This is a genomic window from Natrinema sp. CRL1 (assembly GCF_059162405.1).
Genome location: NZ_JBLVOY010000001.1, coordinates 274191 through 296541 on the forward strand (window position 1 = coordinate 274191; position 22351 = coordinate 296541).

Here is a 22351-nt window from a genome sequence, read left to right on the forward strand (position 1 = left end):
CGGCCGGGTTCCGATGCTACCGAGTCGGCCCTGCGACCGGCACAGTCGGTCACTCGAGCAGTGACTCGCCGGTCATTTCGGGGGGCTGGTCGAGATCGATGACCTCGAGGATCGTCGGTGCGATATCCGCGAGCGTGCCGCCCTCCCGGACCGTCCGGCCGCCGTCGGTGCCGTCGGGAGCGAGATAGACCAGCGGGACCTCGTTGTACGTGTGTGCAGTGTGGGGATTCTCCTCGGTTCCCATGTCGTCGGCGTTGCCGTGGTCGGCGGTGACGAGGACGTGTGCGCCGGCGTCCTCGAGCGTCTCGACGAGGCGACCGAGTTGGGCGTCGACGGCTTCGACGGCCTCGATCGCGGCCTCGTAGTCGCCGGTGTGACCGACCATATCGGGGTTGGCGTAGTTGAGAACGAGCACGTCGGGATCGTCCGATTCGATGGTGTCGACGGCGGTGTCGGTCACCTCGGGTGCGCTCATCTCGGGTTGCAGGTCGTAGGTCGGCACGTCGGGGCTCTCGACGATCTTCCGAATCTCGCCGTCGAACTCGACCTCGCGGCCGCCGTTTAAGAAGTAGGTGACGTGGGCGTACTTCTCGGACTCGGCGATTCGAAGCTGGGTCCGATCCGCGTCGGCGAGTACCTCGCCGAGGACCTGTTCGGGCTGGTTGGGCGGATAGGCCACCGGGAGGTCGAAGGTCTCGTCGTACTGGGTCAGCATCACGACCTCGGCCTCGGGCGGGTTTGTCTCGAGTTCGCCCGCCCAGTCCTCGGGTCGAATGTCGGCCAGCATCCGCGTCAACTGCCGGGCACGGTCGGACCGGAAATTGAACCAGACGACCGAATCACCGTCCTCGAGTGCCGGCTGGTCCGCGACGATGGTCGGCTCGACGAACTCGTCGGTCTCCCCGCGATCGTAGGACGCCTCGACGGCCTCGACGGCCGACTCGGCGGTCCACTCGGCCTCGCGGTCGACGATCGCGTCGTAGGCCCGCTTCGTCCGCTCCCAGTTCTGGTCGCGGTCCATCGCGTAGTACCGGCCCGAGACCGTCGCCACGTCGCCGGTCCCGTGGTCGTCGATTACGTCCTCGAGCCGGTCGAGGTAGTCGCGCCCGCCGGTCGGCGAGGTGTCCCGGCCGTCGGTGATGGCGTGGGTGACGGCCTCGACGTCGCGGTCGGCCGCCAGTTCGATCAGCGCGTGCAGGTGCTCCTGATCGGCGTGGACCCCGCCGTCGCTGACGAGTCCGAGGAAGTGCACGCGCCCGTCGTTTTCCCGCGCCCGGTCGAAGGCGGCGTTGATCGCATCGTTCTCCCGGAACGAGCCGTCCGCGATCGAGTCCGAAATCCGCGTGTACTCCTGATAGACGACACGTCCCGCGCCGATGTTGAGGTGACCGACCTCGCTGTTTCCCATCTGGCCGTCCGGGAGCCCGACGCGCCGGCCCGCGACCTCGAGCCGGCCGTACGACCCCGAGTCCGAAATCCGGTCGAAAACTGGCGTCTCGGCCGCTTTGACAGCGTCTCTTCCGCCGTTTCCGAGGCCCCAGCCGTCGAGAATGATCAGCGCAGCGTCCATGTGTTTCCGGTTTCCAGCCGGGGGTACTTAGCTATCGATGTCCGCCGCGAGCCGGTCCCCTCCCCTGTTGTGATTCCGACCGCCCGGCTCGAGCCGGCTGGCTGACACAGCGGGGTCAGTCGTTCTGGATGAACTCGCCCGAGCAGTCGTACTCGAGCAGTTCGTACTCGGCGATGTCGGGCTCGTCGTCGGACGGAGCGGCCCGGTCGGTCAGGCCGTAGACGGTGACTCGTTCGACGCCGGTCTCGTGGGTCTCGTTCCAGCGGCCACACAGGTGGTTGGCGAAGTACGACCGGTGGTTCTCGTTGTCGGCGTATCGCATCGTCGCGATATACTTGCGCCACCGCGATGTCTCGTAGGTTTCGTCGACTGACGGCGGTCTGTCCCAGTCGACCGCCGAGCCGTGGAGCACGTCGGTTTCGGTCCCGTCCTCGAGTTTGCCCGGGACGACGAGCCATCGAGCGTTGGAGATCGGGTCGGGAGCGAACATCCGCCACTGTTGGTCCGCGTGTGCGGTATCGATGACCTGCTCGGCGGGATCGGGCATCTCGGTGTAGTCGACCGCTTGCGCGTTGGCGAGGACCACGAGGACGAGAAAGAGCCACGGGACGGCCGTCGAGAACAGAACCCGGCCGCGGGACGTAATCGACGTGAGCGAGGGGATAGCGTTCCGAACTGACGGGAACAGGGGAAGAGAGAACTGCGGCGCGGCCCGCTGGAGCAGGGTCACTCCGTCGCGGAACCGCGGTGTCGCTCCGACTCGAGTGGCGATCGCAGTCGTGGCGTCCCAGATGACGGGCGGATAGAACAGGACGAGACCGGCAACGGCGACCAGGGGGAAGATGCCAACCTGGATCGTGACGAACATGCCGAGGTGCATGCCGACGAAGAGGGACGCGAACAGCGCCCGTCGGTACCCGGTCAGCACGATGAGCAAGGGCGAGACCAGGATGAGAACCATCCAGAGGTGAGTGAACGCGCGCAACAGAAGCGCCTGCTCCGCGATGACGTTCCCCAGCAGGACGGTGAACTGATCTGCCTGGAAGATCTCGCCGACCGCGTTTCCGGCCATCCACGTGTCGCTCCTGCTCTTGTGGATGGCGTTGGTCACGTACATGAGCAACACCTGCGTGAGCACGGCCATCGTTCCGACGGAGGAGACCGTCCGCCGGTCTCGATCGATCCGACGGGCGTCGATCGACCACCGCTCCCCGAGCGGGAGGAAGATCCCCCAGAGGAGCAGCATCCGAAGCAGGATGTCGCCGCCGTTGAGGATCATCGGGTTCCGAGCGTGCAGCGAGACCAACAGGACCCACGAGGCGATCGTCGCGACTCTCGTCCGATAGCCCGCGAGCAGAGCGAGCGCGAACGCGCCGGCGACGCAAAACAGGAGCACCTGTACCCACGCTTCACCGGAGACGGCGTGGAGAGAGTAAACCGCCGAATAGTCCGAGAAGAGCGCCTCCCGGGGGAGGACGCCGCGGTCCGTATAAAAGGCCGTGAGGCTCCGCGAGCGCAGCAGTAGATCGACGATCAGCAGCGTTCCGACCGCGATTCGGAACGCGGCGAGCGCTCGGAGGTCGATCTCGAACCGGCGGCTCACTCCTTGTGAGAGGGTATCCAGAGCCTTCGTCGTTCGATGCCGTGCGTCGCTGGGGAGGACCTGAGCCATCGTCTCCGTGTCTGCTCTCGGCTCTCGTATCGACCGGCATAAGTTTAGTGTATGCTGAAACGTCTCTTTTGCCGGTCGTCTCCCCGACGATGCGGGCGGGGAACGATAACTCGAGCGGCCTCGATTCTCAGTGGGACGGCCGAGTCGCGTCCCCGTCGTGTTCGAAGGTCGTCCCGCAGTCGCCACAGGTCGTCCCCTTTCCGGGCTTGACGCGCTGTGCGAACACGGAACCGCACTCGTCACAGATCATGAACAGGCGGTGTTTCGGCGCGACGCCGGCCTCGAAGTCGGCGCGGATCCACGCATCGGGATTGTCTTCCTCGTAGAGGGTGACGCCGGAACCGTCCTGTCGCCAGTTGATCGCACGATCGTCGCGGGTGGTAGCAGCCGATTCTCGCTCGGACATCGAGATACTAGCAGCCTCGAGACGCCCATATATACGTTTTCTGATAGTTTTTTACCCGGCCTCGAGTTAACGTCCGGAGGCGACGACCACTGGATTTTTGCGAGTCGGGTGGGTGGCCCCTGTCATGACGCTCGATCCGGTCCACTTCGACGGTATCGCGCGGCTCGCGAGGCGGATCGACCACGGGACCGACGAGCGCGACCGGCGCGCCTTCGCCGAGACCGTCTGGGAGGAGTTTCTGGACCCACTCGTCTACGACGGGCGGACGGTCCTCGAGCCGATCGACGAGCGAGCCCGTCGGGTGGTCGACTGCGAGGCGGTCGCGTTGCGCGACCGGGAGTTCCCGACCGAACACGGCCTCGACGCGGGGACGATCAACCCGACGACGTTCAAGAACGGGCTCGTTATCGATATCGCGCAGGCGGCCATGAGCGCGACGCCGAGCGACCTCGACCTCCACCGATCGCGGACGACCGTGATGACGGTCCACTCGAACGACGAGACGATGATGGTCGACGAGGCGTGGGGCAAATTCGACGAGGGCTACAGCCGGAGTCGCGCGGTCAAGATTCCGCCGCTGCCGCGCTTTGCCGAAGGCGTCGTCCACGCGCTGGCGCTGTACCTCGCCGAGAGCACGCACGCCCGCGATCACGCCGACACAGTGTCCGACCTGCTCGTCCTCGACGGCCCGCTGTACCCGCGGGGCCTGCTGCGGTGGGCCGACCAACACCCCGACCTCGCGGACTTCCTGCTCGACGACCCCCGGCCCACCACGGTCCTCGAGAACTACGTCCGGCTGGTCGAGGAGTTCGTCGACCGGGACGTTCCCCTCGTCGGGTTCGTCAAAAACCCCGCGACGCGGGTCCTCACGCGGACGCTGAAGTCCAAGCGAGATGTCGGCGTTAGCATCCCGTGGAGCGACGATTCGGCGCTGTTTACCCGCCTACTCGAGCGCGGCGAGTACGTCGACGACATCGACGGCGACCGCTGGGAGCGGGACACGTCGGCGCTGACCTACACGAACTGGTTCCGGTCGCGGGGCGGCGTTGATCAGCCCCTATCGGCGGAGGGCGACGCCCTCGGCGTCGACCGCCGCCTCGAGCGCGAGGCCTACGAGGTCACGTTCATCGTGATCTACGACCCGCGCGACGATTTGTTGTATCGGATCGAGGCCCCCTACGCGTTCACGAAAGACCCGGAGACTCGCGAGCAACTCACGATGCAACTGCTACAGGACGTTGCCATCGCCCACGGCCCGCCGACGATCGTCGAAAAAGCCGACGAACTCGCCCGGATCAGCAACGCCGAAAAGGCCTCGCTTCGGGAGACCCTCGAGGAGCGATTCGACGCGGCACAGGATCGGACCTACGACGACCATCGGTGGGACGAACAGCCGTATTAGCCGTCGCCGGTGTGGTGGCTGTGATGCTCGAGACAGGGAGACGGTGCGGGCGAATCGGCAGGAAAGAACCACTGCATCCGCTGTCCGTATTAGCCGTCGTTCTTTTCGACCTCGAGGGCTACGTCGGCCGGATCGACGCCGATCCGGGCGAACTGCGTTCGGATGTGTTCTTTGGCTCCCTCGAGGGCCTGCTCACGGGTGTCAAAGCCCCGCGGCATGGGCGACTCGAAGGCGAGGTTGACCTCGCGGCCGTCGACGAGTTGCGTCGAGCCGCCGCTGTCGACCTCGTAGAACTCGTCACAGACCCAGACGTACGCGGCGTCTTCGTCGGGTGCACCGCGGAACGAGGGGGCCCGTTCACCCCGTTCGTACAGCGTCCCGGTAAGTTCCGTCCCGCCCGCGCGACCGCGTACCATAAGCATACAGTATTGTAGGGTTCGCGGACGCAAAAACCTCGTGGCATTGCCCGATGCGTGCGAAACCGTGCCGGTCTAAGACCGGTCATCCGCGGGAGATCCCCGCCAACTCCGCGGTCGGGCGCGGCGGTTACTCGCCGAACGACCACCGATATCTGGTACCTTCCGGTGATTTGCAAGGGCCATTGCCATCGTTTGACTGGTTCTCGTGAGAGTAATCAGGGAGTACGAGACGGCAGCACTGACGATCAGCGCAGATACTCTTTCGAGGCGGGATGATAGTCGCGGCTCCTGATACGCGTGTTTCCAGGCGGAATTACCGCTATACTCCGGTATCAGGCGTGTCACTCGGTTACGACGAGATTACGGGATAATGGAGCGAATTTTCGGCCCAAATCGTTTTGGAAACGACCTTATCCCCGTTGCAAGGGTTGGTGTGAATAATGAGTTCGGACGCTCACCTCGGCGGCGACATGCCCGACCCACTCGCGACCGTTCCGACAGCGTGTTACGAGATTCTTCGCCATCCGCGACGGCTTCGGCTGCTCGAAGTGCTCGGCTGTCAGCAGACCAGGCTCTCGCTGTCGGAGCTGACGACGGCGCTGCTCGAGCGAACGTCGACGACCGACGCCGACGGGCAGGCACGTCACGAGCTGCAGATTAGCCTCGTCCACAACCACCTCCCCCGACTCGAGGCGTACGACATCGTCGACTGGACCGACGACGGCGTCGCGCTCGTCGACGAATCGCCGGTCCACCCCGCCGACATCTCGATTCTCCTCGATCTCTGTGACAGCGAGAACGCCGAGACGCTGCTCGAGACACTCGTCGAGCCCGTTCGAATGCGACTCCTCTCCGTGCTCGAGGCCGACGACGGTCCGGTCTCGATCGAGCGTCTCGCGGCCACGCTCAGCGCACCCAACGGTGGCCCGTTCGACGACGCCGAGCAAGCAAAGATCGCACTTCATCACTCCCATCTGCCCGTGATGGCGGACCTCGGCGTCGTCAGCTACGACCCCGAGTCGAAGCAGGTCACGCGGTACGAGCAGGTCGCCTCGATCGTCCAGTAGTCGCCTTGGGTCCGGCCGACCGCCTCGCCGACCGAGTCTCGTTTGTCCGACCCGCCGCCCGTTCATCACTCGCGCCCGCATCGATTCATCTTCTGACCCGCGATCGCCAAACGGTAAGTTCGTGCCCGTCCCTACGGCCAGACGTGTTGCGAACTGACGACCCACCCGACGGCGACCGCCGGGCCGACGGGTTCGGACCCGCCCGCGATCGCGTCGTCGCCTGCCTGCTCGCGATGTTCCTCGCCCTCTCACTTGCGATCCCTGTCGTCGCGGGGACGGTCGCCGCGATCGATCAGGTCGCGATCGTCTCGCCCGAGCAGACGCAGGTCGAGGCCGCGCCCGGCGAGACGATTCGGATCGACGTTTCGCTCCGGAGTCAGGGCGGTCACGGCGGCGAGGGCGTCGAGGCCGTGGAACTGGTCGCCCAGTATCACCCCGACTACCTCGCAGTCACCGATATCGAGCGCGGACCGTGGCTCGAGGGCGCGGACACCGAGATCAACGCGACGGAAACGGTCGCCCGCGAGCAGGGGACGACAATCCTCGAGCAGCGCCGCGAGCCCGCCGCCGGCGGCACGACCGGAACGGGAACGATCGCGACGCTGACCATCAGCGTCGCCGAGGACGCCGAGGCCGGGACGACGCCGATCTCCTTTGGCGAGAGCGCCGTCGAACTCACTGGCGACTATCCGTCGGCCGTCGTCGACGAGCCCGTGACGGTCGCGATCGACGGCGGCAACGAGTCCCTCGAGGCGTTCGACCACCCCGATCCTGACGAGATCGACCGCGAGGCTGCGGCCTCGAGCGAGGACGAGGCGGCCGATTCAGCCGGTGACGAGCCAGTTTCAGGGTTCACGCTCGAGATCGCTCTCCTCGTCGTTGCACTCGCAGTGGCTCGGTTTGTGGCCGGTCGTGACGGTCGCCGTTCCTAGACAGTCCCGACGGGTGGAGGGAAACGTGTTTGAGGAACGGGCCGGATTGAGGTGATATGACCGATCTGGGAGACTTCGGCGACTTCGACGCCAGCGCCGATACCGGAGACGGCGCTGACGCTGAGACAGCGGACTCGTCGCCATCGAATTCTGGCACCGGACGCGCGGCGAGTGCGAGTTCGACGACCGGTGAGGAACGCGACGAGTTCGAACCGACGCCCGTCGAGCCCAGCGGCGATGACGTCGGTATCGGGACGATCTGCGTCTCGCAGGGGCTGCGCGTCGCCGAGGACGGAGACGAGACCGCGCTCCGGGCCTACGTCACCCGCGGCAATCGCTCGTCGATCCGCATCGGGAGCTACCTGCTCGCGCCCTACCCCGACGGCGAGACCCTCTTCTGTCGGATCACCGGCCTCGAGTACGCCCAGCAGTACCACGCCGACGACGCGACGGAGATCCATGCCCGCCGGGCGATGCGAACCGACGAGATCGACGAGTCCGATTACAAGTTCGTCGCGGAACTCGAGCCGGTCGCGGTGCTGTACGACGACGACGGCGAACTGAAACGCCGGATGACCGACCGCGTGCCGAAACCCCAGACGGTGATCCGGCAGGCCGACGACACCGAAGAGATCAAGACCGGGCTGAAGATGCCGGAAGACGGCGTCTTCCTCGGCCACCTCTCGGTCGGCGGCGAGAAGGTGCGGACCGCCGCGTCGCCGCCGACGATCGATTACCGACTGAAAGACGACTACGACGCGGGCGATCCGCTCGTCTTCCGCCACTCCCTGATCGCCGGCGGGACGGGGTCGGGGAAGACCCACGGCGCGAAGAACATCCTGCGTCAGTACTTGGACGAAGAGCGGACGTACCCGATGGACGATGGCCGCGAGGTCCGGCCCGCCGTCGTCCAGTTCGATCCCCAAGACGAGTATTCCCAGATGCACGACGACAACCCCGACCTGGACGACGAGTTCGCGCGCCGCCTCGAGCGCGAGGGGATCGCTTACGGCGGTCACGAGGACACGACCGCCTTCGTCCCGAAGATCGGATCGGCGTCGTACGCCGCGGGCCACCACCGCGCGGAGCAAGTCGAGTTCACGATTCCGTTCTCGATGGTCTACGACAACCCGTGGCTGGTCGCGGGCAGCGGGTTGAACGACAACCAGTACGGCGCGCTGGTCAGCGTGCTCCTGCCGCGATTCCGCAAGCAGTACGGCGACGGCGGCACCTACGAGGAGTTCACGACGTTCCTCGACGACCCCGCGCTGCGCGAGGAACTCGACGAGTCCGGCCGGGTCCACGAGGCGACCTTCGACGCGGTCCGGCGGCGCGTGCTCGGCTTCGGCCACGTCTTCGATCAGGACGCCCGGCCGATCACCGACCTCGTCCACGAGTTCGTTCGCCCCGGCGGGCTGACCGTGGTGCCGACCTATCACATCAACGATAGCCGAGCGACCGAAGCCATCGTTCTCGCGGTCTCCTCGCTCATCATCGATCAGAAGCTCTCGAACGACCCGGCCTACGACCGAATCAAGGAGACCCCGCTCGTGCTCGGGATGGACGAGGCCCACAACTTCCTGACCGACGCGGACTCCGTGCAGGCGGGGAAAGTCATCAACAAGTTCACCGAGGCCGCCAAACAGGGCCGGAAAGAGCGTCTCGGCCTCTTTCTGATCACGCAGGACCCACAGGACATCCACGACGCCGTGTTCAAACAAATCAACACCACCGTCGTGCTGAACCTCGGCGACGAGGACGCCATCAAGAGCGTGAACATCCCCAGCAACCTCGAGTCGAAAGTCCCCTACATGGAGAAGGGTCAGATGGTCGTCTACTCGCCCGATAACTCGGAGCCGGTCGAACTGATCGGGCTGCCGAAGTGTCTCACCCGGCACGGCCGGGACTAATCCCGAAGTCCGCGGGCCCGTTTCGAGGGTCACGCCCGCTCACCGCTGCCCCTGTGGCTGGTAGTACTGCTTGAGCCACGTCGCCAGCCCTGCGAGGTCGGGGAACAGCGTTCGGTGATTGACGTTCATCTGATCCAGTTTGTCGCGGAACTCGAGTTTGCGCTCGCCCGGGATGACGATCTTCCGATAACAGTCGGGGCGGTCCGCGAGCCACCGATCGAGGAGCAGCCGCGGATCGGATTGGAAGGAGAAGACGGCCGACTGGGTGCCGATCCGCTCGTCGATCGCGGGCGGCCGGAAGAACATGACGTACTCCTCGTCGGGGCCCGCGTCGGGTGCCCACCGTTCCCGCCAGAGTTCGTCGATGCGAGCGACATCGTTGAGGGTTCGCGCCGAGGCGAAGCCGTCGTCGTCGCGGCCGGAATCGTGCGACTCGACTGCTACCGTCGCGTTCGAGAGGAGGTGCGTATCGAGCATGTGGGTCTCCGTCATCTCGAGGACTGACTGGTAGGGGTCGGGCAGGTCGGCGTGCAGTTTCCGGTAGTCGACGGCCCAGATCGCCCCGTCGTGGTCGGTATCGCCGGTCCGAGTGGCGAAGTACGCCGCGACGAGCGGGGAGAACGACCAGTCGAGCAGCCGCGTCGGCAGCCCGTAGTGTTGGGCGATCGAGAGCAGGTGCCAGATCGACTGCGGGTCGTCGATCTCGTCGGCCGCGTACTGGGCGAAATTCCGGAGCAATAGCGGCTCGAGGTTCCACTTTTGGGACTCGCCGACGAAGCGGTCGATCGACGTCTCGAGGCTGAACGACTCGTCGGGTACGCCGCGGAACACGTACGGCGAGCGGTGGCGACCGATCTCCGGCATCCACATCGCTTGGGAGACCAGTCGCTGCAGTTCGGTCCACGTCTCGGCCCGCGCGACCGGTTGGAGTCGGTCGGCGGTCATCGGGATGGACGGCCGTTCCGCCCTCGGTCGTGTGCCGGGTCCACACCGAGAGTGTACTCGCGTCGCCCGGAAAACGATTCCCGCGTCTTGCGGTGACTTACCGACGCTCGAGAGTGTCTTCGTCCCCTTCTCACCGTTCGACGCTCTCGGTGCCGCTTAGAACGGTTCGAGCAGCGTCCGTTCGAAGAACGACCCGACCGTCGTCCCGATTTCGTCGTATTTCCCGAGGAAGAAGTGATCGCCCGCCAGCGCGGTGACCTCGTCGCCGCGCTCGCTCGCTCGGTCGACGAGCGGTTCCCAGTCGACGGTCGTGTCCCGCTCACCGTACAGCAAGTGGAGTGGGGACTCGAGTCGGGACAGCGCCTCGAGTGCGTCGAGATCGTCCGCGAGTTGTGCTGTAGGTGCGAGGACGGTGACGGCGTCGGGGTCGGTCTCGGTTGCGGCGAGCAGCGCCAGCGACGCGCCGAAGCTGTAGCCGAAGACGCCAATAGGGCAGTCGTACTCCTCGCGGGCCCACCGAACGGCGTTGCGAACGTCCGCTCGCTCGCCGTAGCCCTCGTCCCACGCGCCGTAGTCGAACCGCAGGCAGGCGATGCCGGCCTCGAGGAGTGCCTCCGAGACCGCGCGGAGCCGCTGATCGCTCCGCGAGCCACCTTGCTGGGGATGGGGCGGACACGCGACGACGACCGCGTCGGTTTCGCCGGCCGGTTCCTCGAGCGTCCCGCGCACGTCGCGGCCCCCGGGGAGCAACACGTCGGTCATGTGAACCCGTTGTGACGCGGCGGTAATCAATCCCCGTCGCCCTCGAGCGCGGCGCGGCCGGCTCGAGCTGCCATAGGGGAGACCGTCAGGTCGGGGAACGCCTCGCGCCAGCGGCGTCGATCGTACTCGCCGAGGAGAGCGTAGCCGACGAACCCGACCGCGAACGCGAGCGCGCCGAGATTTTGGACCCCGACTCCGAGACTCGAGCCGAGCCCGCCATATTGGACAGCAGCGGCGACGAGTCCGAGGCCGACGACGACGCCGAGGCCGCCGGGCCGGTGTCGGTAGCGCTTCCCTCCGATTGCGACACGGATCCACCAGCCCGCGGCGAGTGCGGCCCCGCCGACCAGCAGGGGTGTGACGGTGGCAGGGGCGACGACGATCGGCGCGAAAAACGCGATGACACCGCCGACGCACGTCCCGAACGCGCCGCGGGACAGCGTGGCGAGTCCGGCACCGTCATCGCTCGAGGCTCGGGCTCGATCCGCGTCGCGTTCGGCCGGTTGTTCGTCGATCTTCTCCCAATTTGGCTCCGGATCCTCGTCCGAGCGATCGACGTGGGCGACGCGTTGGCCGGCGGAGAGGAACGTCCGGTCGCCGTCTGCGTTCTCGTCCCCGTCCTCGAGTGACTCGTCGGTCGGACCAATGTCGTGCTCGGTGCCGTCTCCGTCGGCCGCGCCGGGGCGGGGATCGGCGATCGACGGTCGGACACCGGGCCACTCGGCGTCGACGGCATCGAAGGCGATCGGGAGCCCCGCCGCGAGTTCGAAGCGGGGGTGGTCTTGCAACTGGAAGTGGAGGTGCGGTTCGGAGGAGTTGCCGGAGTGGCCACAGCGGCCGATCTCCTGCCCGCGGCGTACTCGGTCTCCGGGCGCGACCGCTGTGGTGCCGGGGACGAGGTGGGCCAGACAGCTGTACTCGTCGGGTGCGTGTTGGAGCACGACGTAGCACCCGCGGATGTCCCGTTTCAATGGGTGAGAGAGGCCGCCACCGCGGGATGGCTCGAAGTCGGTGTCGAAGACGTCGATGACGACGCCGGCGGCGGGGGCCAGAACCGGCTCGTCGTAGCAGTAGTAGCCGTCCACGGCCGACCCGGACTCCTCGGGGGCGGTTCGGCCCGATTCGTCGGTGATCACGAAGTCGTAGGCGTACCGCTGGGTTGCCGGGAACCACGAGTGGGAGTAATCGTGATCGTAGCTCCCGTTGACGACGGTCCACGTGCCGTCGAACGGAAGGCGATAGGAGGCCTGCTGGTCGTAGGTCTCGGCGTCGGGGAGTGTCCCCCGATGACGGACGAACGCCACGCCGGTGCCGAGCCACTGCGAGAGGTCCTGTGCCAGCACGAGGGGATTGATAAACGCCAACGGCATCGTCAGGATCCACGTCGCGTATTCCCGCCAGGTCCCCATCTCGATCCAGTCGGTCGGTTCCTCGCTTTCCTCGTCAGCCCCGCGTTGCAACGCCAGATCTAGCAGCGGCGAGACGAGCGGCCAGAGCAAAAACAGGAAGAACAGCTCGAAGAGCTCGAGGATCGCCAGCGAGTCGAAGACGTAACTGGGCAGCGCGAGCAGCCCCAGAAAGGCGAGGTACATCGGCTCGAACGACCGCAGTCGACGCCGAGCCCGCGAGGCGAGGGTGGTCGGGACGGAACGCATCCGTTCACTCATCGAGACAATGATCGTGCCAGTACCACGTAACCGCTTTGTGAACTGCATTTCACGTTCCAAGTCAACATACAGCATTCGAGGTCCGCACGTCCGGAACGATCAATGCGATGTCGGGACAATGCTGGGACATGACGCCGGACGACGAGTCGGAGACCGCGGTTCGGGACGCGTTCTCCCTGCTCGATCACGAAATCCGCCTCGAGATCCTGTTGGCCCTGCTCGAGGACTGGCGTGCCGTCTACACCGAGCCACGATCGTATGCGGAGCTGATGGACGCGGTCGGCATGCGCGACAGCGGGAAGTTCAACTACCACCTCGACAAGCTTCGAGGCGTCTATGTTCGGGAGGTCGAGGACGGTTACGTGCCGACGGCGGCGGTGACGGCGCTGTATCGGGCCGTCCTTGCCCATCGGCCGACCGACCGCCTCGCGTTCGACCGGACGGCGATCGATTCGACCTGTCCGCGCTGTGAGGGGACGGTGGGCCTGCGGTACGAACGTGGGTTCGTCACGGTCGAGTGTTCGGCCTGTGCGGAGTGGCCCGGCTTTACCTACCCGTTCCCGAAAAACGGGGTCGACGAGCGGGATCCCGACGCCGTCGTGCGAGCGACCGCCCGTCGCGCGAGATACCACGCCGGACTCGCCCGGACGGGCCAATGTCCGTTCTGTGCGGGACAGACGGCCGTCGACGTCCACCTCGAGCACGGTGCGGACGGGTGGGGCGGCGAGGACGGCGGTACCGACGGGGGTGGCGAGGGCGGTATGGTCAGCGAGGATGTCGAGGACGGCGAATCCGAGGACGTTGTGGTCGAAATCGCCTGCGAGACCTGTACGTTCCTCGTCGGCATGGGGCCGCTCCCGCCGCTGCTGTTCGACGGCCGCGTCGCCAGCGCGCTCGTCGACGCCGGTGTCGACCTCGAGCGTGCCGATTGGGAACTCCCCGCACCGACCGCGCGGATCGAGTCCCGGGAGCCGGTCCGGATCGAACTCTCGGTTGAGGGCGACGCGGGAACGGCGACGATCGTCGTCGACGACTCGCTGACCGTCCGGTCGGTCGGTGTCGATCGGTGACCGCTCGCGGTCGGCGTCGGCGACATTGGATATTCCTGAAGTGACATTTTTAAGGCCGGCGAGCAATACGTAGCGAGTATGGGCATCCTCTCTCGGACTTCCTACGTCATCCGGTCGAAACTCAACTCGGTGCTCAACCGGGCCGAGGATCCGACCGAAACGCTGGACTACTCCTACGAGCAGATGCGGGACCAACTCCAGCAGGTCAAACGCGGCATCGCCGATCTCACCACGCAGAAAAAACGCCTCGAGATGCAGAAACGCCGGCTCGAGGACAACGTCGAGAAGCACAACGATCAGGCTCGAACCGCGGTTCAGCAGGACCGCGAGGATCTGGCGCGACGCGCCTTAGAGAAGAAGAAAACGAAGATGAACCAGATCGAGGACCTCGAGCGCCAGATCTCGGACCTACAGAACCAGCAGGACCGGTTGATCGACCAGAAGAACGAACTCCAGAGCCGCATCGAGGAGTTCCGCACGAAAAAGGAGACGATGAAGGCCCGCCACGAGGCTGCCAAAGCCAGTTCCACGGTCTCAGAGGCCATGACGGCCACCGGCGAGGAGTTCGAAGACGTCGGTCGCGCCATCGAACGCGCCGAGGAACAGACCGAGGACATGGAGGCCCGCGCCGCCGCGATGGACGAACTCCACGAGTCGGGCGCGTTCGACGACGTCCTCTCGGATAAGGACAACATCGACCGCGAACTCGAGCAGCTAGAGACCGACAGCGGCGTCGAAGCCGAACTCGAGACGCTCAAGTCCGACGTGGGTGGGGGCGAAACGGAGACGGAGACCGAGACGGAAGCCGAGGCCGCGGCCGAGGTCGACGAGGACGAACTCACGGAACTCGAGGGTGACGATCAGGAAGACGTCGAAGCCGAACTCGCGGAGCTACAGGACGAAGAGAACGCATAGGAATCGCTCGCTGACAGTGTCCCGGCACAGGAGTCCGTTTTCGGAGCGTAGTTTCGGATCGTCGGCGCTGACGGAGCGCGGATTCGGATTTTCGGCACTGAGTGACTTCCTGCACGGAGTAGGAGAGTAGCCAACTTTCGTTCGCTGCGAGACGACGTGAGCCGCCGCAGTCGAACACCAACCGGGATGACTGTGAGTTCGCCCTTCTCTTGTCAACGTGGAACTATTTTTCCCTTCCAGCGCTGTGAGGCAGAGAAACGATTACCATTGTCTACGAATATATCCGTACTATGAGCGACGAGTCACCGTTCGAATCCGTTTCGCTGACCGCACAGGTCGTCCTGCTCGGCGTCACCGAACTCGCCGGCGAAGACGAGACGCCGGTCCAGACCCACGACCTCCGACGACACTGCAAGCAACAGCTCTCCGCCGTCGACACGGAGGTCGTCGGCACGATCACCGAAGCGGATGTCATCCGGTCGCTCTACCAACTCGAGGACGAGGGGCTCGTCGACGAGGTCGAGCCGACCGCGACGTCGCCGACGGGGAAGGGGCGGCCCGCCTATGCGCTCGCCGTGACCGCCGACGCGGTCTACGACGGGGTCGACGACGAACTCCTGAACGGGGCCGGCGACTGAGCCCCGTCGCGGCGAACGGGGCTTGCGTCGAGTGGGGCTGCCGACAGGATCGGTTTCAAGAGGGTGTTCCCAGCACGGTAATATCGTAGTCGGCGATGTCTGAGGGGGCCTCGAGGACGACGACCTGAAATTCCCAGGTATCGCCGGCCCCGAGGTCGCCGGTGCTGGCGAGATACCGGCCGAGGAGGTTGCCGGCGTCGTTGTAGATTCGCGTTCGCACCTCGACGATCTGAATCCGGTCGCTACCGGTGTTCCGGACGGTGCCTTGGATCGTCGAGCCGAGATAGCCGTCCTCGACGACGAACTCGTGGTCGACCAGCGAAAGCGGATCGAGCGGCGTCACCGAATTGCTCGGTTGCTGTTCGGCGAGGGCCGCCGCCGTCGACATCTCGCTTGCCGACCGGTTGGAGACGTTACTGGCGTTTATGTCGCCGATGTTGCCGTCCTCGTAGGACGGCTGCCCGTCGAGGCCGCCACTTCCGGTACAGCCGGCGGCCGCGACCGCGATCCCCGCACCGAGCGACGCGAGGACTCGCCGTCTGCTCTTTTCCCTCGATCCGGTCATCGATCCCGAGCCCTCGTTCGCCGCGTGGTTCCCGCTCCGAGCATATCTCGGACGACACCGCGGACACATTTCAGTGTAGGCCTTGAAGCGACAGTTTGCGTTCCCTACCTGGCTGTCGGCCGCGTGGTCCCCTTTTCTCTCGAGCGACCCTCGCGTCGGCGCGAAACCCGGCACACCGCCGACCCCGGCGGTGTATGCAACGCAGGCCCTTATTGTCGGGTCGATTGAACGTGTCGTATGGGGTCCTCCGAGACCGACGACACGCTCGAGTCATACGGGGCCGACGTGGGAACCCGGGCGGGGCCGCTGGCGCGGTTCCAGGAGTGGGTTCTCCTCACGGGGAACCGGTTGAGCGTCGCGGCCGCCATCTCGATTGCGATCTTCGCCCTCATCGTCGGACTGCACGAATTGCGGCTGATCAACTTCGTCAACCCCAATTCCGTGACGCGCGTGGCAAGCGGGATGATCGCGGGGACGTTCTCGCTCGTGACGTTGGTCGTCTCCGTCAACCAGCTGATCCTCTCCCAGGAGTTCAGCGCGGCCAGCAAAGCCCGCGACCGGTTCGAGGGCGTCGTGGAGTTCCGCGAGGACGTGGCCGACGTCGCCGCCGTTCCCGCGACCCCGGTGACTCCCACCAGAGTGCTCGAGTTACTCACCGAAGCCGTCCACCACGACGCCGCCGACCTCGCCGACGCCGTCGCGGATCACGACGACCCGGCGCGGGAGACGGTCGTCCGGTATACGAACGACATCAAGCAGCGGACCGATCGAATCGAGGACCGGTTCGAATCGTCCGATTTCGACACGTTCACCGCCGTTTCGGCGGCGATCGATTACGACGAAGCATGGCACCTGTACGTCGGCACGCACATACACGGCGAGTACGCCGACACGCTGTCGCCGGCCGCCACCGAGCGACTCGAGGCGTTACTCGACTCCCTGAAACTGTTCAACGTGGCTCGAGAGCAGTTCAAGACGACGTACTTGCAGCGGGAACTCACCCGGTTCTCCCAGCTTACGATCTACTGCGGCGTTCCGTCGATCCTGTCGGCGGTCCTCGTCGGCCTCCTCTATGCCGACTTCACCGGTCCGAGCGTCAGCGCCGCCGTGCTCCCCTATCTCGTCCCCGTATTGATCGTCGTCGCCCTCTCGCCGCTCGCGCTGCTTGCCGCCTACATCCTCCGGACCGCGACGATCACGCGCCGGACCGCGTCCGTCGGGCCGATGATCCCGCAGAAAGATCCCGACGAAGGGCCGTTCGACGTGACCTACGGGGAAGACGAGTAGTCAGTCCCACCCGACGTCGCTGCCGCGATCGGTCTCCCGGAGGATGAACGGCCCGATCGCGAGCGTCCACTTCGCGACCGTCACGACTCGGAGGATGTACGATAGGAAGATCGCAAAGGGCGTCACGCCGACGGCGAAGGCGAGACCGACGAACAGCAGTCCGCGGTCGAACCCCGCCACCACTCCGGCCACGTCACCCACCTCGAAGACGAGGATCATGTACGCCGAGACCGCGAGCGCGGGCAGAGCGAGGTACGCCAGCGACCGCGAGAGGGTGATGATCTCCCACCGGAAGTACAGCGTCTTGAAGTGCTCGCGAGCCGGGCCGAAAAAGCCGAGGACCTCGAGTAACGCCTCGAGTTCGTCGCCGACGGCGTCGGGGAGCGCCCCCTCGTGGCGGTTCCGGACCCGGTTGCCGGTGTAGATCTTCCAGGAGTAGTTGTACTCGAGGGCGGCTTTGACGACCTCGAACCGGCCGAATTCCTTGCCTTCGAGGTTGTCGGCGACCCGGTCGGCGTCGGCGACGATCCCCGCGGCGTACTCGCGGACGTCCTTGCGAACCGCCTCGTCGAGGTCGGGATTCGACTCGAGGGCCTCGAGGAGTTCGTCGGCCCGGTCGCCGGTCGCTTCGACGAGGCCGCGGAGGAAGACGGAAGGTTCGGGGGGACTGGTGGTCCGGTCGACGGCGTCTTCGGTGTCTCGACGGAACTCCATGGCACCGGCCATGCGCTCGCGCTGATCGGCGACGGGCCCGAGTTCCTCGGCGAGGACGAACTGGTTGAACGTCAACACGAGCGTGACGCCCATGATGATCCCGATGATGGTTGGGGTGAACGTCGAGGCGATCGGAGCGGGATCGAACAGCTTCGAGATGGAGCCGGGACCGAACGTACCGAGACCGACGAGAAGGACGTACGAAACGGCGAGCATCACGCCGGCGACGAGAACGCGGTTCCCTTCGACCAGAAACCACAACGTCAGTCGGCCGCCGCGAACGCGGTCGACCATCGTGTTCGATGTCTCCTCGCTCGCGTGCTCGCCGGAATCGCTCATGGAACCGGTCGTACCATGGCCCCGCCTACAAGCCTTTGGCCGTCAACGATAGCCGTCTCCGGGAGAACGGGAGACGGTCGTCGACGGTGGGGTTGCTTTCGCCCGGATGAGTATTTTACCCCGTGCCGCCGTCCGTTTCCACAGTCAATGAGCGACTCGGACTCGAGCGGCGTACTGAGCCAGCGGGCTGGCGTCGGCGGCCCGCGGCTGTGGGTGTTGCTTCGACTGAACCGGTGGCTCTTCACGGCGGCCGTGTTGGCGATCGTGTTCGTCGTGCTGGTCGGCTCCAGCAAGGTCGGGCTCACGCCCTTACGGCTCATCGTCGCCCAGCACAACGGCACCTTCTGGATCTTTTCGGCGTTCATCGGCGCGATCATCACGGGGACGTCGATCGTCGTCACGATCAACCAACTTGTCCTCTCACAGGAACTCGGTGCGGTTGGCGACCAGCGCGATCGCATGCAAGACGCCATGGAATTTCGCGGCGACATCGAGGACGCACTCGAGGAAGAAGACGTCATGCCCCCCGAACCTGCGGCGTTTCTCTACGAACTCGTCGACGGGGTCGAACAGGAGGCCGAAGATCTCGAGCAGGCGGTGTCGACAGACCACGACGACGAGATACGAGAGAAAGTCTCCGACTACGTCGACGACGCGGTCGAGAACGCACGGGTCGTCAAGGACGACCTCGAGGACGCTCAGTTCGGCACGTTCAATGTGATCTGGAACGCCTTGAACTTCAATTACTCGCGGAAGATTCACGACGCGCGCGAGATCCGAGCCGATCACGGCGACGACCTCTCGGACGAAGCCGACGACGAGATCGACGAGATGATCAAGATTCTGAAGTTCTTCGGCCCCGCCCGCGAGCACTTCAAGACGCTGTACTTTCAGTGGGAATTGATCAACCTCTCGCGGGCGCTGTTGTACATCGCAGTACCCGCGCTGGCGGTGATGGGACTCCTGATGATGTACGTCGATGGCACCGCCCTCCCCGGGACGACGCTGACCGTCGACAACCTCGTCTGGCTGACCAGCGTAGGGTTCGTCGTCGGCATCGCGCCCTTCGTCGTCTTCATCGTCTACATCCTCCGGATCGCGACGGTCGCAAAGCGGACCCTCGCGATGGGGCCCTTTATTCTGCGGGAGTCCGAGCGCGACGAAGATCTCGGCTAACGCTGCCGGTATTGCCCCGTTCGACCGCCGGTTCGTGCCGTAGCTATTTCCGGGGCCGTCCGGTATCGTCCGAATCGAACGATGAGCGGCGACGGGTCCCAGCCCAGCGACACGATGGCCCAGCGTAGTGCAGACCCGACGTGGAAACACCGGCTGCTGTTGAACGCGAATCGGTGGGTCGTCGCCGCCGGACTCATGCTGTTCGTTTTCCTCGGCCTGCTCGCCGTCGCCCGCCTCAGCCCCGTCTCATTCAGGGCGCTCATGGGGAGTCAAGACCCAGTCGAGACGCTCTTTCAGGCGCTGACGACCGCGCTGATAACCGGCGTCACGCTCGTGGTCACGATCAACTCGCTGGTGCTCTCCCAGGAACTCGGAGCCGTCGAAGACCAGCGCGAGCGCCTCGAGGGAGCACTCGACTTCCGGCAGAACGTCGAGGGGTCGATCGACGCGCCGATTAGCCCGCCGGAACCGGCCTCGTTCCTGCGGGCGGTCGTCGCCGCCTCCGAGGATCGGGCCCACGACTTCCGCGAGGCCGTCTCCGAGAGCCAGGACGAAGAACTCAAAGAGCGCGTCGACGATTTCGTCGACAACGTGACGACTCACGCCGACTCGATCCGCGACGACCTCGAGGACGCCCAATTCGGCACGTACGCGGTCGTCAAGGCGGCACTGGACTACAACTACTCGTGGAAGATCTTCCGCGCTCGACGGATTCAAAACGCCCACGCCGACTCCTTTACCGACGAGGCCCGCGACGCCTACGACGACTTACTCGAGTCGCTGAAACTGTTCGGCCTCGCTCGGGAGCACTTCAAGACGCTGTACTTCCAGTGGGAGCTGATCAACCTCTCGCGGGCGATGATGTACGTCGCCGTCCCCGCGCTGGTGGTCACGATGTCGATGCTGCTGTTCTTCGATGCGAACGCCGTGACGGGCGTGTTTCTCGGCGTCGACATCCTCGTCTGGATCGTGGTCGCGGCGGCGACGATCGCCGTCGCGCCGTTCCTCCTGCTGATCGCGTTCATCCTGCGGGTCGCGACGATGGCCAAACGGACGCTCGCGATCGGGCCGTTCATCCTGCGGGAGTCGAGCCGTGGCGAGGAGATCGACTGGGAGTGAGCCGCGCCGTATCGCGCCGAGAATCGCGGATGCTTGCAGACGTGAGCCCCCGCGGTTTTTGACCCTCGGACCGAACCGCCGGCCATGTCGACGGTATCCGACACGACGACCACACAGCCGTGCCGTGTCTGCCGGACCGAAAACGACGTCTTCTACACCTACTGCCGGCGCTGTCTCGCGGAACTCCCTTCGAGGCCGACGGGCTCGGAGTCCGCGGTGCTCTGAACGCCGGAGCGGTCCCGGCCGCGGGGTCGCGATCCACGCCATTGGTATAGCCCCGGCCGCTATCCCTGCCCGTGATCGTCGTCATCTGCGGGCCGCCGGGTGCGGGCAAGTCCACCGTCACGGCCCGCGTTCGCGACCGACTCGAGTCCCGAGCCGTTCCGGTCCGGTCGTTTCACTCCGATTCTTTCTCGAGTCGCACCTACGAGCAGTTGGCCGTGCGAGTCAGGGACGCACCGGAAACCGGGGTCACGCTGGTCGACGGCACGTTCTATCGCCGGCAGTGGCAGACGCGGTTCCGAGCCTTCGACGATGTTCGGTTCGTCCACGTGACCGCGAGCCTCGAGACCTGCCTCGAGCGCAATCGAACGCGTTCGGATCCGATCGAGGAACAGGGTGTCCACGTCGTCTATCGGGAGTTCGACACACCCGACGCGGACTGCGAAATCGACACCGATCGGTACGGACCCGACGAGGCGGCTGACCGAATCGCGGCCGCGATCGGGGACTGGCTCGAGGGGTGACGAACCGCTACAACAGCGGCGATACGTCGCTATTTGGAGTATCCGGCCCGTCGCGTTTGTCTGCGGTGTCTTAGAAATCGATACCGAACGGATCCGGCAGGCCGAACTCGTCGGGGGTTCGATCCGGGACGACATCGTCCGGCAGCGCCTCCCAATCGAGTTCGTCTTCGCCGGGGACCGCATCGGTGTCGAAGTCGGGCTCGTCGGCGGGTGGCAGGTCTCGATACTCCGTCGGCGGCGCATCGTGTGCATAGACGCTCTCGGGGTGGTCGACGGTCCAGACGTGGAGCATACACGGCGTCCGGCAGGGGAACTCGAGGGTTCCATCCTGGTATTCTTGCTCGTAGGCCTGCTGATAGAACCACCACGCGAATCTCCCGGGGAGGCCGGTGTGGGCGTGCCACGGCGAACATTGCGCCTCGGCCGCAGCCTCGTCCTCGCCGTAGACCGCCGGCGGCTCGACCGACTCCCCGTCCTGCGTCGCGATGAACATCACGCCGATCGACCGCCACGAGTCGTTGTCGACGAGGACCGATTCCGGTCGCTCGGGAGCCAGTAGCTCGTCGTCGCCGATGAACGCCGGGCTGAGCCAGTGGGACCAGCTGTCGTCACCGCTCTCGAGGGTATCGAAGTACGGTTTGTACCCCGCCTCGAGCAGCGCGTCCACGTCGGGATACCGGCTCTCGAGGGAGTCGGCGACCGCCGACTGCAACTCGGTCGTCGCCGGATGGTCGTCCGTACAGCCCTCCGCAGTCGTCCCCTCGCAGTGGGCCATCCCGGGTTCGATGGTCGCGTCCGGACAGTCCCGATCGAACCGTCGGGCGACCTCGGCCTCGGCCCCGCTGCCGGCCCCGTCGGCGCGGACGCTGCCGACGGCCGAGAGCCCGACCGTTCCGGCCGAGGCCTGCAACAGCGCCCGTCGGGACACGATCGGATCGTCGTCGCTGTCGTCCATGCCACCATCTCCACACCGACGACGGCTATGAAACCCTGTTGCCGACCGGACTGACAGTCGCCGCTGAGAGAACGC

General features: G+C 65.6%; 22 protein-coding genes. 12 read left to right on the forward strand and 10 right to left on the reverse strand.

Going from position 1 to position 22351, the window contains the following annotated elements; genetic code table 11:
- Positions 1-49 precede the first annotated feature (49 nt).
- The 3 genes from gpmI to ACJYUO_RS01515 all read right to left on the reverse strand — a co-directional run bounded on the left by gpmI (position 50) and on the right by ACJYUO_RS01515 (position 3648).
- Positions 50-1570 carry a 2,3-bisphosphoglycerate-independent phosphoglycerate mutase gene (gene gpmI, locus ACJYUO_RS01505; RefSeq protein ID WP_494343649.1) on the reverse strand — a complete coding sequence of 507 codons (1521 nt, stop codon included), beginning with the start codon at positions 1568-1570 and terminating at the stop codon, positions 50-52.
- A gap of 115 nt (positions 1571-1685) precedes the next feature.
- A complete protein-coding gene (locus ACJYUO_RS01510) occupies positions 1686-3242 on the reverse strand; it encodes an HTTM domain-containing protein (protein ID WP_494343650.1) in 1557 nt (518 codons plus the stop codon).
- A gap of 127 nt (positions 3243-3369) precedes the next feature.
- Positions 3370-3648: a hypothetical protein gene (locus ACJYUO_RS01515; RefSeq protein ID WP_494343651.1), complete on the reverse strand. Its 279-nt coding sequence runs from the start codon at positions 3646-3648 to the stop codon at positions 3370-3372.
- 124 nt (positions 3649-3772) lie between these two features.
- On the opposite strand from ACJYUO_RS01515, the gene ACJYUO_RS01520 reads away from it, so the two are divergent.
- Complete coding sequence (locus ACJYUO_RS01520) at positions 3773-5050, forward strand: DNA double-strand break repair nuclease NurA (protein WP_494343652.1); 1278 nt, start codon at positions 3773-3775, stop codon at positions 5048-5050.
- A gap of 89 nt (positions 5051-5139) precedes the next feature.
- Here ACJYUO_RS01520 and ACJYUO_RS01525 read toward each other — a convergent pair whose 3' ends face one another.
- A complete protein-coding gene (locus tag ACJYUO_RS01525) occupies positions 5140-5472 on the reverse strand; it encodes a DUF7113 family protein (RefSeq protein ID WP_494343653.1) in 333 nt (110 codons plus the stop codon).
- Between the two features lie 437 nt (positions 5473-5909).
- On the opposite strand from ACJYUO_RS01525, the gene ACJYUO_RS01530 reads away from it, so the two are divergent.
- From ACJYUO_RS01530 to ACJYUO_RS01540, 3 genes are all read left to right on the forward strand, one after another.
- Positions 5910-6536: a DUF7344 domain-containing protein gene (locus ACJYUO_RS01530; RefSeq protein ID WP_494343654.1), complete on the forward strand. Its 627-nt coding sequence runs from the start codon at positions 5910-5912 to the stop codon at positions 6534-6536.
- 143 nt (positions 6537-6679) lie between these two features.
- Entirely contained in the window at positions 6680-7468 is a 789-nt protein-coding gene (locus ACJYUO_RS01535) for a cohesin domain-containing protein (protein ID WP_494343655.1), read from the forward strand.
- A 56-nt stretch (positions 7469-7524) separates the two neighbouring features.
- Positions 7525-9378, forward strand: coding sequence for an ATP-binding protein (locus ACJYUO_RS01540; RefSeq protein ID WP_494343656.1), 1854 nt, complete (start codon positions 7525-7527; stop codon positions 9376-9378).
- A gap of 39 nt (positions 9379-9417) precedes the next feature.
- Here ACJYUO_RS01540 and ACJYUO_RS01545 read toward each other — a convergent pair whose 3' ends face one another.
- The 3 genes from ACJYUO_RS01545 to ACJYUO_RS01555 all read right to left on the reverse strand — a co-directional run bounded on the left by ACJYUO_RS01545 (position 9418) and on the right by ACJYUO_RS01555 (position 12752).
- Positions 9418-10323 carry an FRG domain-containing protein gene (locus ACJYUO_RS01545; RefSeq protein ID WP_494343657.1) on the reverse strand — a complete coding sequence of 302 codons (906 nt, stop codon included), beginning with the start codon at positions 10321-10323 and terminating at the stop codon, positions 9418-9420.
- A 156-nt stretch (positions 10324-10479) separates the two neighbouring features.
- Positions 10480-11085: an alpha/beta hydrolase gene (locus ACJYUO_RS01550; protein WP_494343658.1), complete on the reverse strand. Its 606-nt coding sequence runs from the start codon at positions 11083-11085 to the stop codon at positions 10480-10482.
- Positions 11086-11111: 26 nt separating this feature from the next.
- Complete coding sequence (locus ACJYUO_RS01555; RefSeq protein ID WP_494343659.1) at positions 11112-12752, reverse strand: M23 family metallopeptidase; 1641 nt, start codon at positions 12750-12752, stop codon at positions 11112-11114.
- Positions 12753-12880: 128 nt separating this feature from the next.
- Between ACJYUO_RS01555 and ACJYUO_RS01560 the strand changes: the two genes are divergently transcribed.
- The 3 genes from ACJYUO_RS01560 to ACJYUO_RS01570 all read left to right on the forward strand — a co-directional run bounded on the left by ACJYUO_RS01560 (position 12881) and on the right by ACJYUO_RS01570 (position 15375).
- Positions 12881-13822: a winged helix-turn-helix domain-containing protein gene (locus ACJYUO_RS01560; protein WP_494343660.1), complete on the forward strand. Its 942-nt coding sequence runs from the start codon at positions 12881-12883 to the stop codon at positions 13820-13822.
- A gap of 78 nt (positions 13823-13900) precedes the next feature.
- Positions 13901-14737, forward strand: coding sequence for a PspA/IM30 family protein (locus tag ACJYUO_RS01565; RefSeq protein ID WP_494343661.1), 837 nt, complete (start codon positions 13901-13903; stop codon positions 14735-14737).
- A gap of 290 nt (positions 14738-15027) precedes the next feature.
- The gene (locus ACJYUO_RS01570; RefSeq protein WP_494343662.1) at positions 15028-15375 is read left to right on the forward strand and encodes a hypothetical protein; all 348 of its coding nucleotides are present in this window, start codon (positions 15028-15030) and stop codon (positions 15373-15375) included.
- Between the two features lie 55 nt (positions 15376-15430).
- Here ACJYUO_RS01570 and ACJYUO_RS01575 read toward each other — a convergent pair whose 3' ends face one another.
- Positions 15431-15940, reverse strand: a complete 510-nt coding sequence (locus ACJYUO_RS01575) for an FxLYD domain-containing protein (protein WP_494343663.1) — start codon at positions 15938-15940, stop codon at positions 15431-15433.
- Between the two features lie 237 nt (positions 15941-16177).
- Between ACJYUO_RS01575 and ACJYUO_RS01580 the strand changes: the two genes are divergently transcribed.
- Positions 16178-17227 (forward strand): DUF7972 family membrane protein, encoded by a 1050-nt coding sequence (locus ACJYUO_RS01580; protein ID WP_494343664.1) that lies wholly within the window; start codon positions 16178-16180, stop codon positions 17225-17227.
- Here the strand turns inward: ACJYUO_RS01580 and ACJYUO_RS01585 are convergent, their stop codons facing one another.
- A complete protein-coding gene (locus tag ACJYUO_RS01585; RefSeq protein WP_494343665.1) occupies positions 17228-18280 on the reverse strand; it encodes a DUF7972 family membrane protein in 1053 nt (350 codons plus the stop codon).
- 147 nt (positions 18281-18427) lie between these two features.
- On the opposite strand from ACJYUO_RS01585, the gene ACJYUO_RS01590 reads away from it, so the two are divergent.
- The 4 genes from ACJYUO_RS01590 (at position 18428) to ACJYUO_RS01605 (ending at position 21321) form a co-directional block, all read left to right on the forward strand.
- Complete coding sequence (locus ACJYUO_RS01590) at positions 18428-19456, forward strand: DUF7972 family membrane protein (protein WP_494343666.1); 1029 nt, start codon at positions 18428-18430, stop codon at positions 19454-19456.
- Between the two features lie 81 nt (positions 19457-19537).
- Positions 19538-20575 (forward strand): DUF7972 family membrane protein, encoded by a 1038-nt coding sequence (locus ACJYUO_RS01595; protein WP_494343667.1) that lies wholly within the window; start codon positions 19538-19540, stop codon positions 20573-20575.
- Between the two features lie 84 nt (positions 20576-20659).
- Positions 20660-20800 (forward strand): hypothetical protein, encoded by a 141-nt coding sequence (locus tag ACJYUO_RS01600; protein WP_494343668.1) that lies wholly within the window; start codon positions 20660-20662, stop codon positions 20798-20800.
- A gap of 71 nt (positions 20801-20871) precedes the next feature.
- Positions 20872-21321 (forward strand): AAA family ATPase, encoded by a 450-nt coding sequence (locus tag ACJYUO_RS01605; protein WP_494343669.1) that lies wholly within the window; start codon positions 20872-20874, stop codon positions 21319-21321.
- Between the two features lie 70 nt (positions 21322-21391).
- Here the strand turns inward: ACJYUO_RS01605 and ACJYUO_RS01610 are convergent, their stop codons facing one another.
- Positions 21392-22276 (reverse strand): hypothetical protein, encoded by an 885-nt coding sequence (locus tag ACJYUO_RS01610; protein WP_494343670.1) that lies wholly within the window; start codon positions 22274-22276, stop codon positions 21392-21394.
- Positions 22277-22351 lie beyond the last annotated feature (75 nt).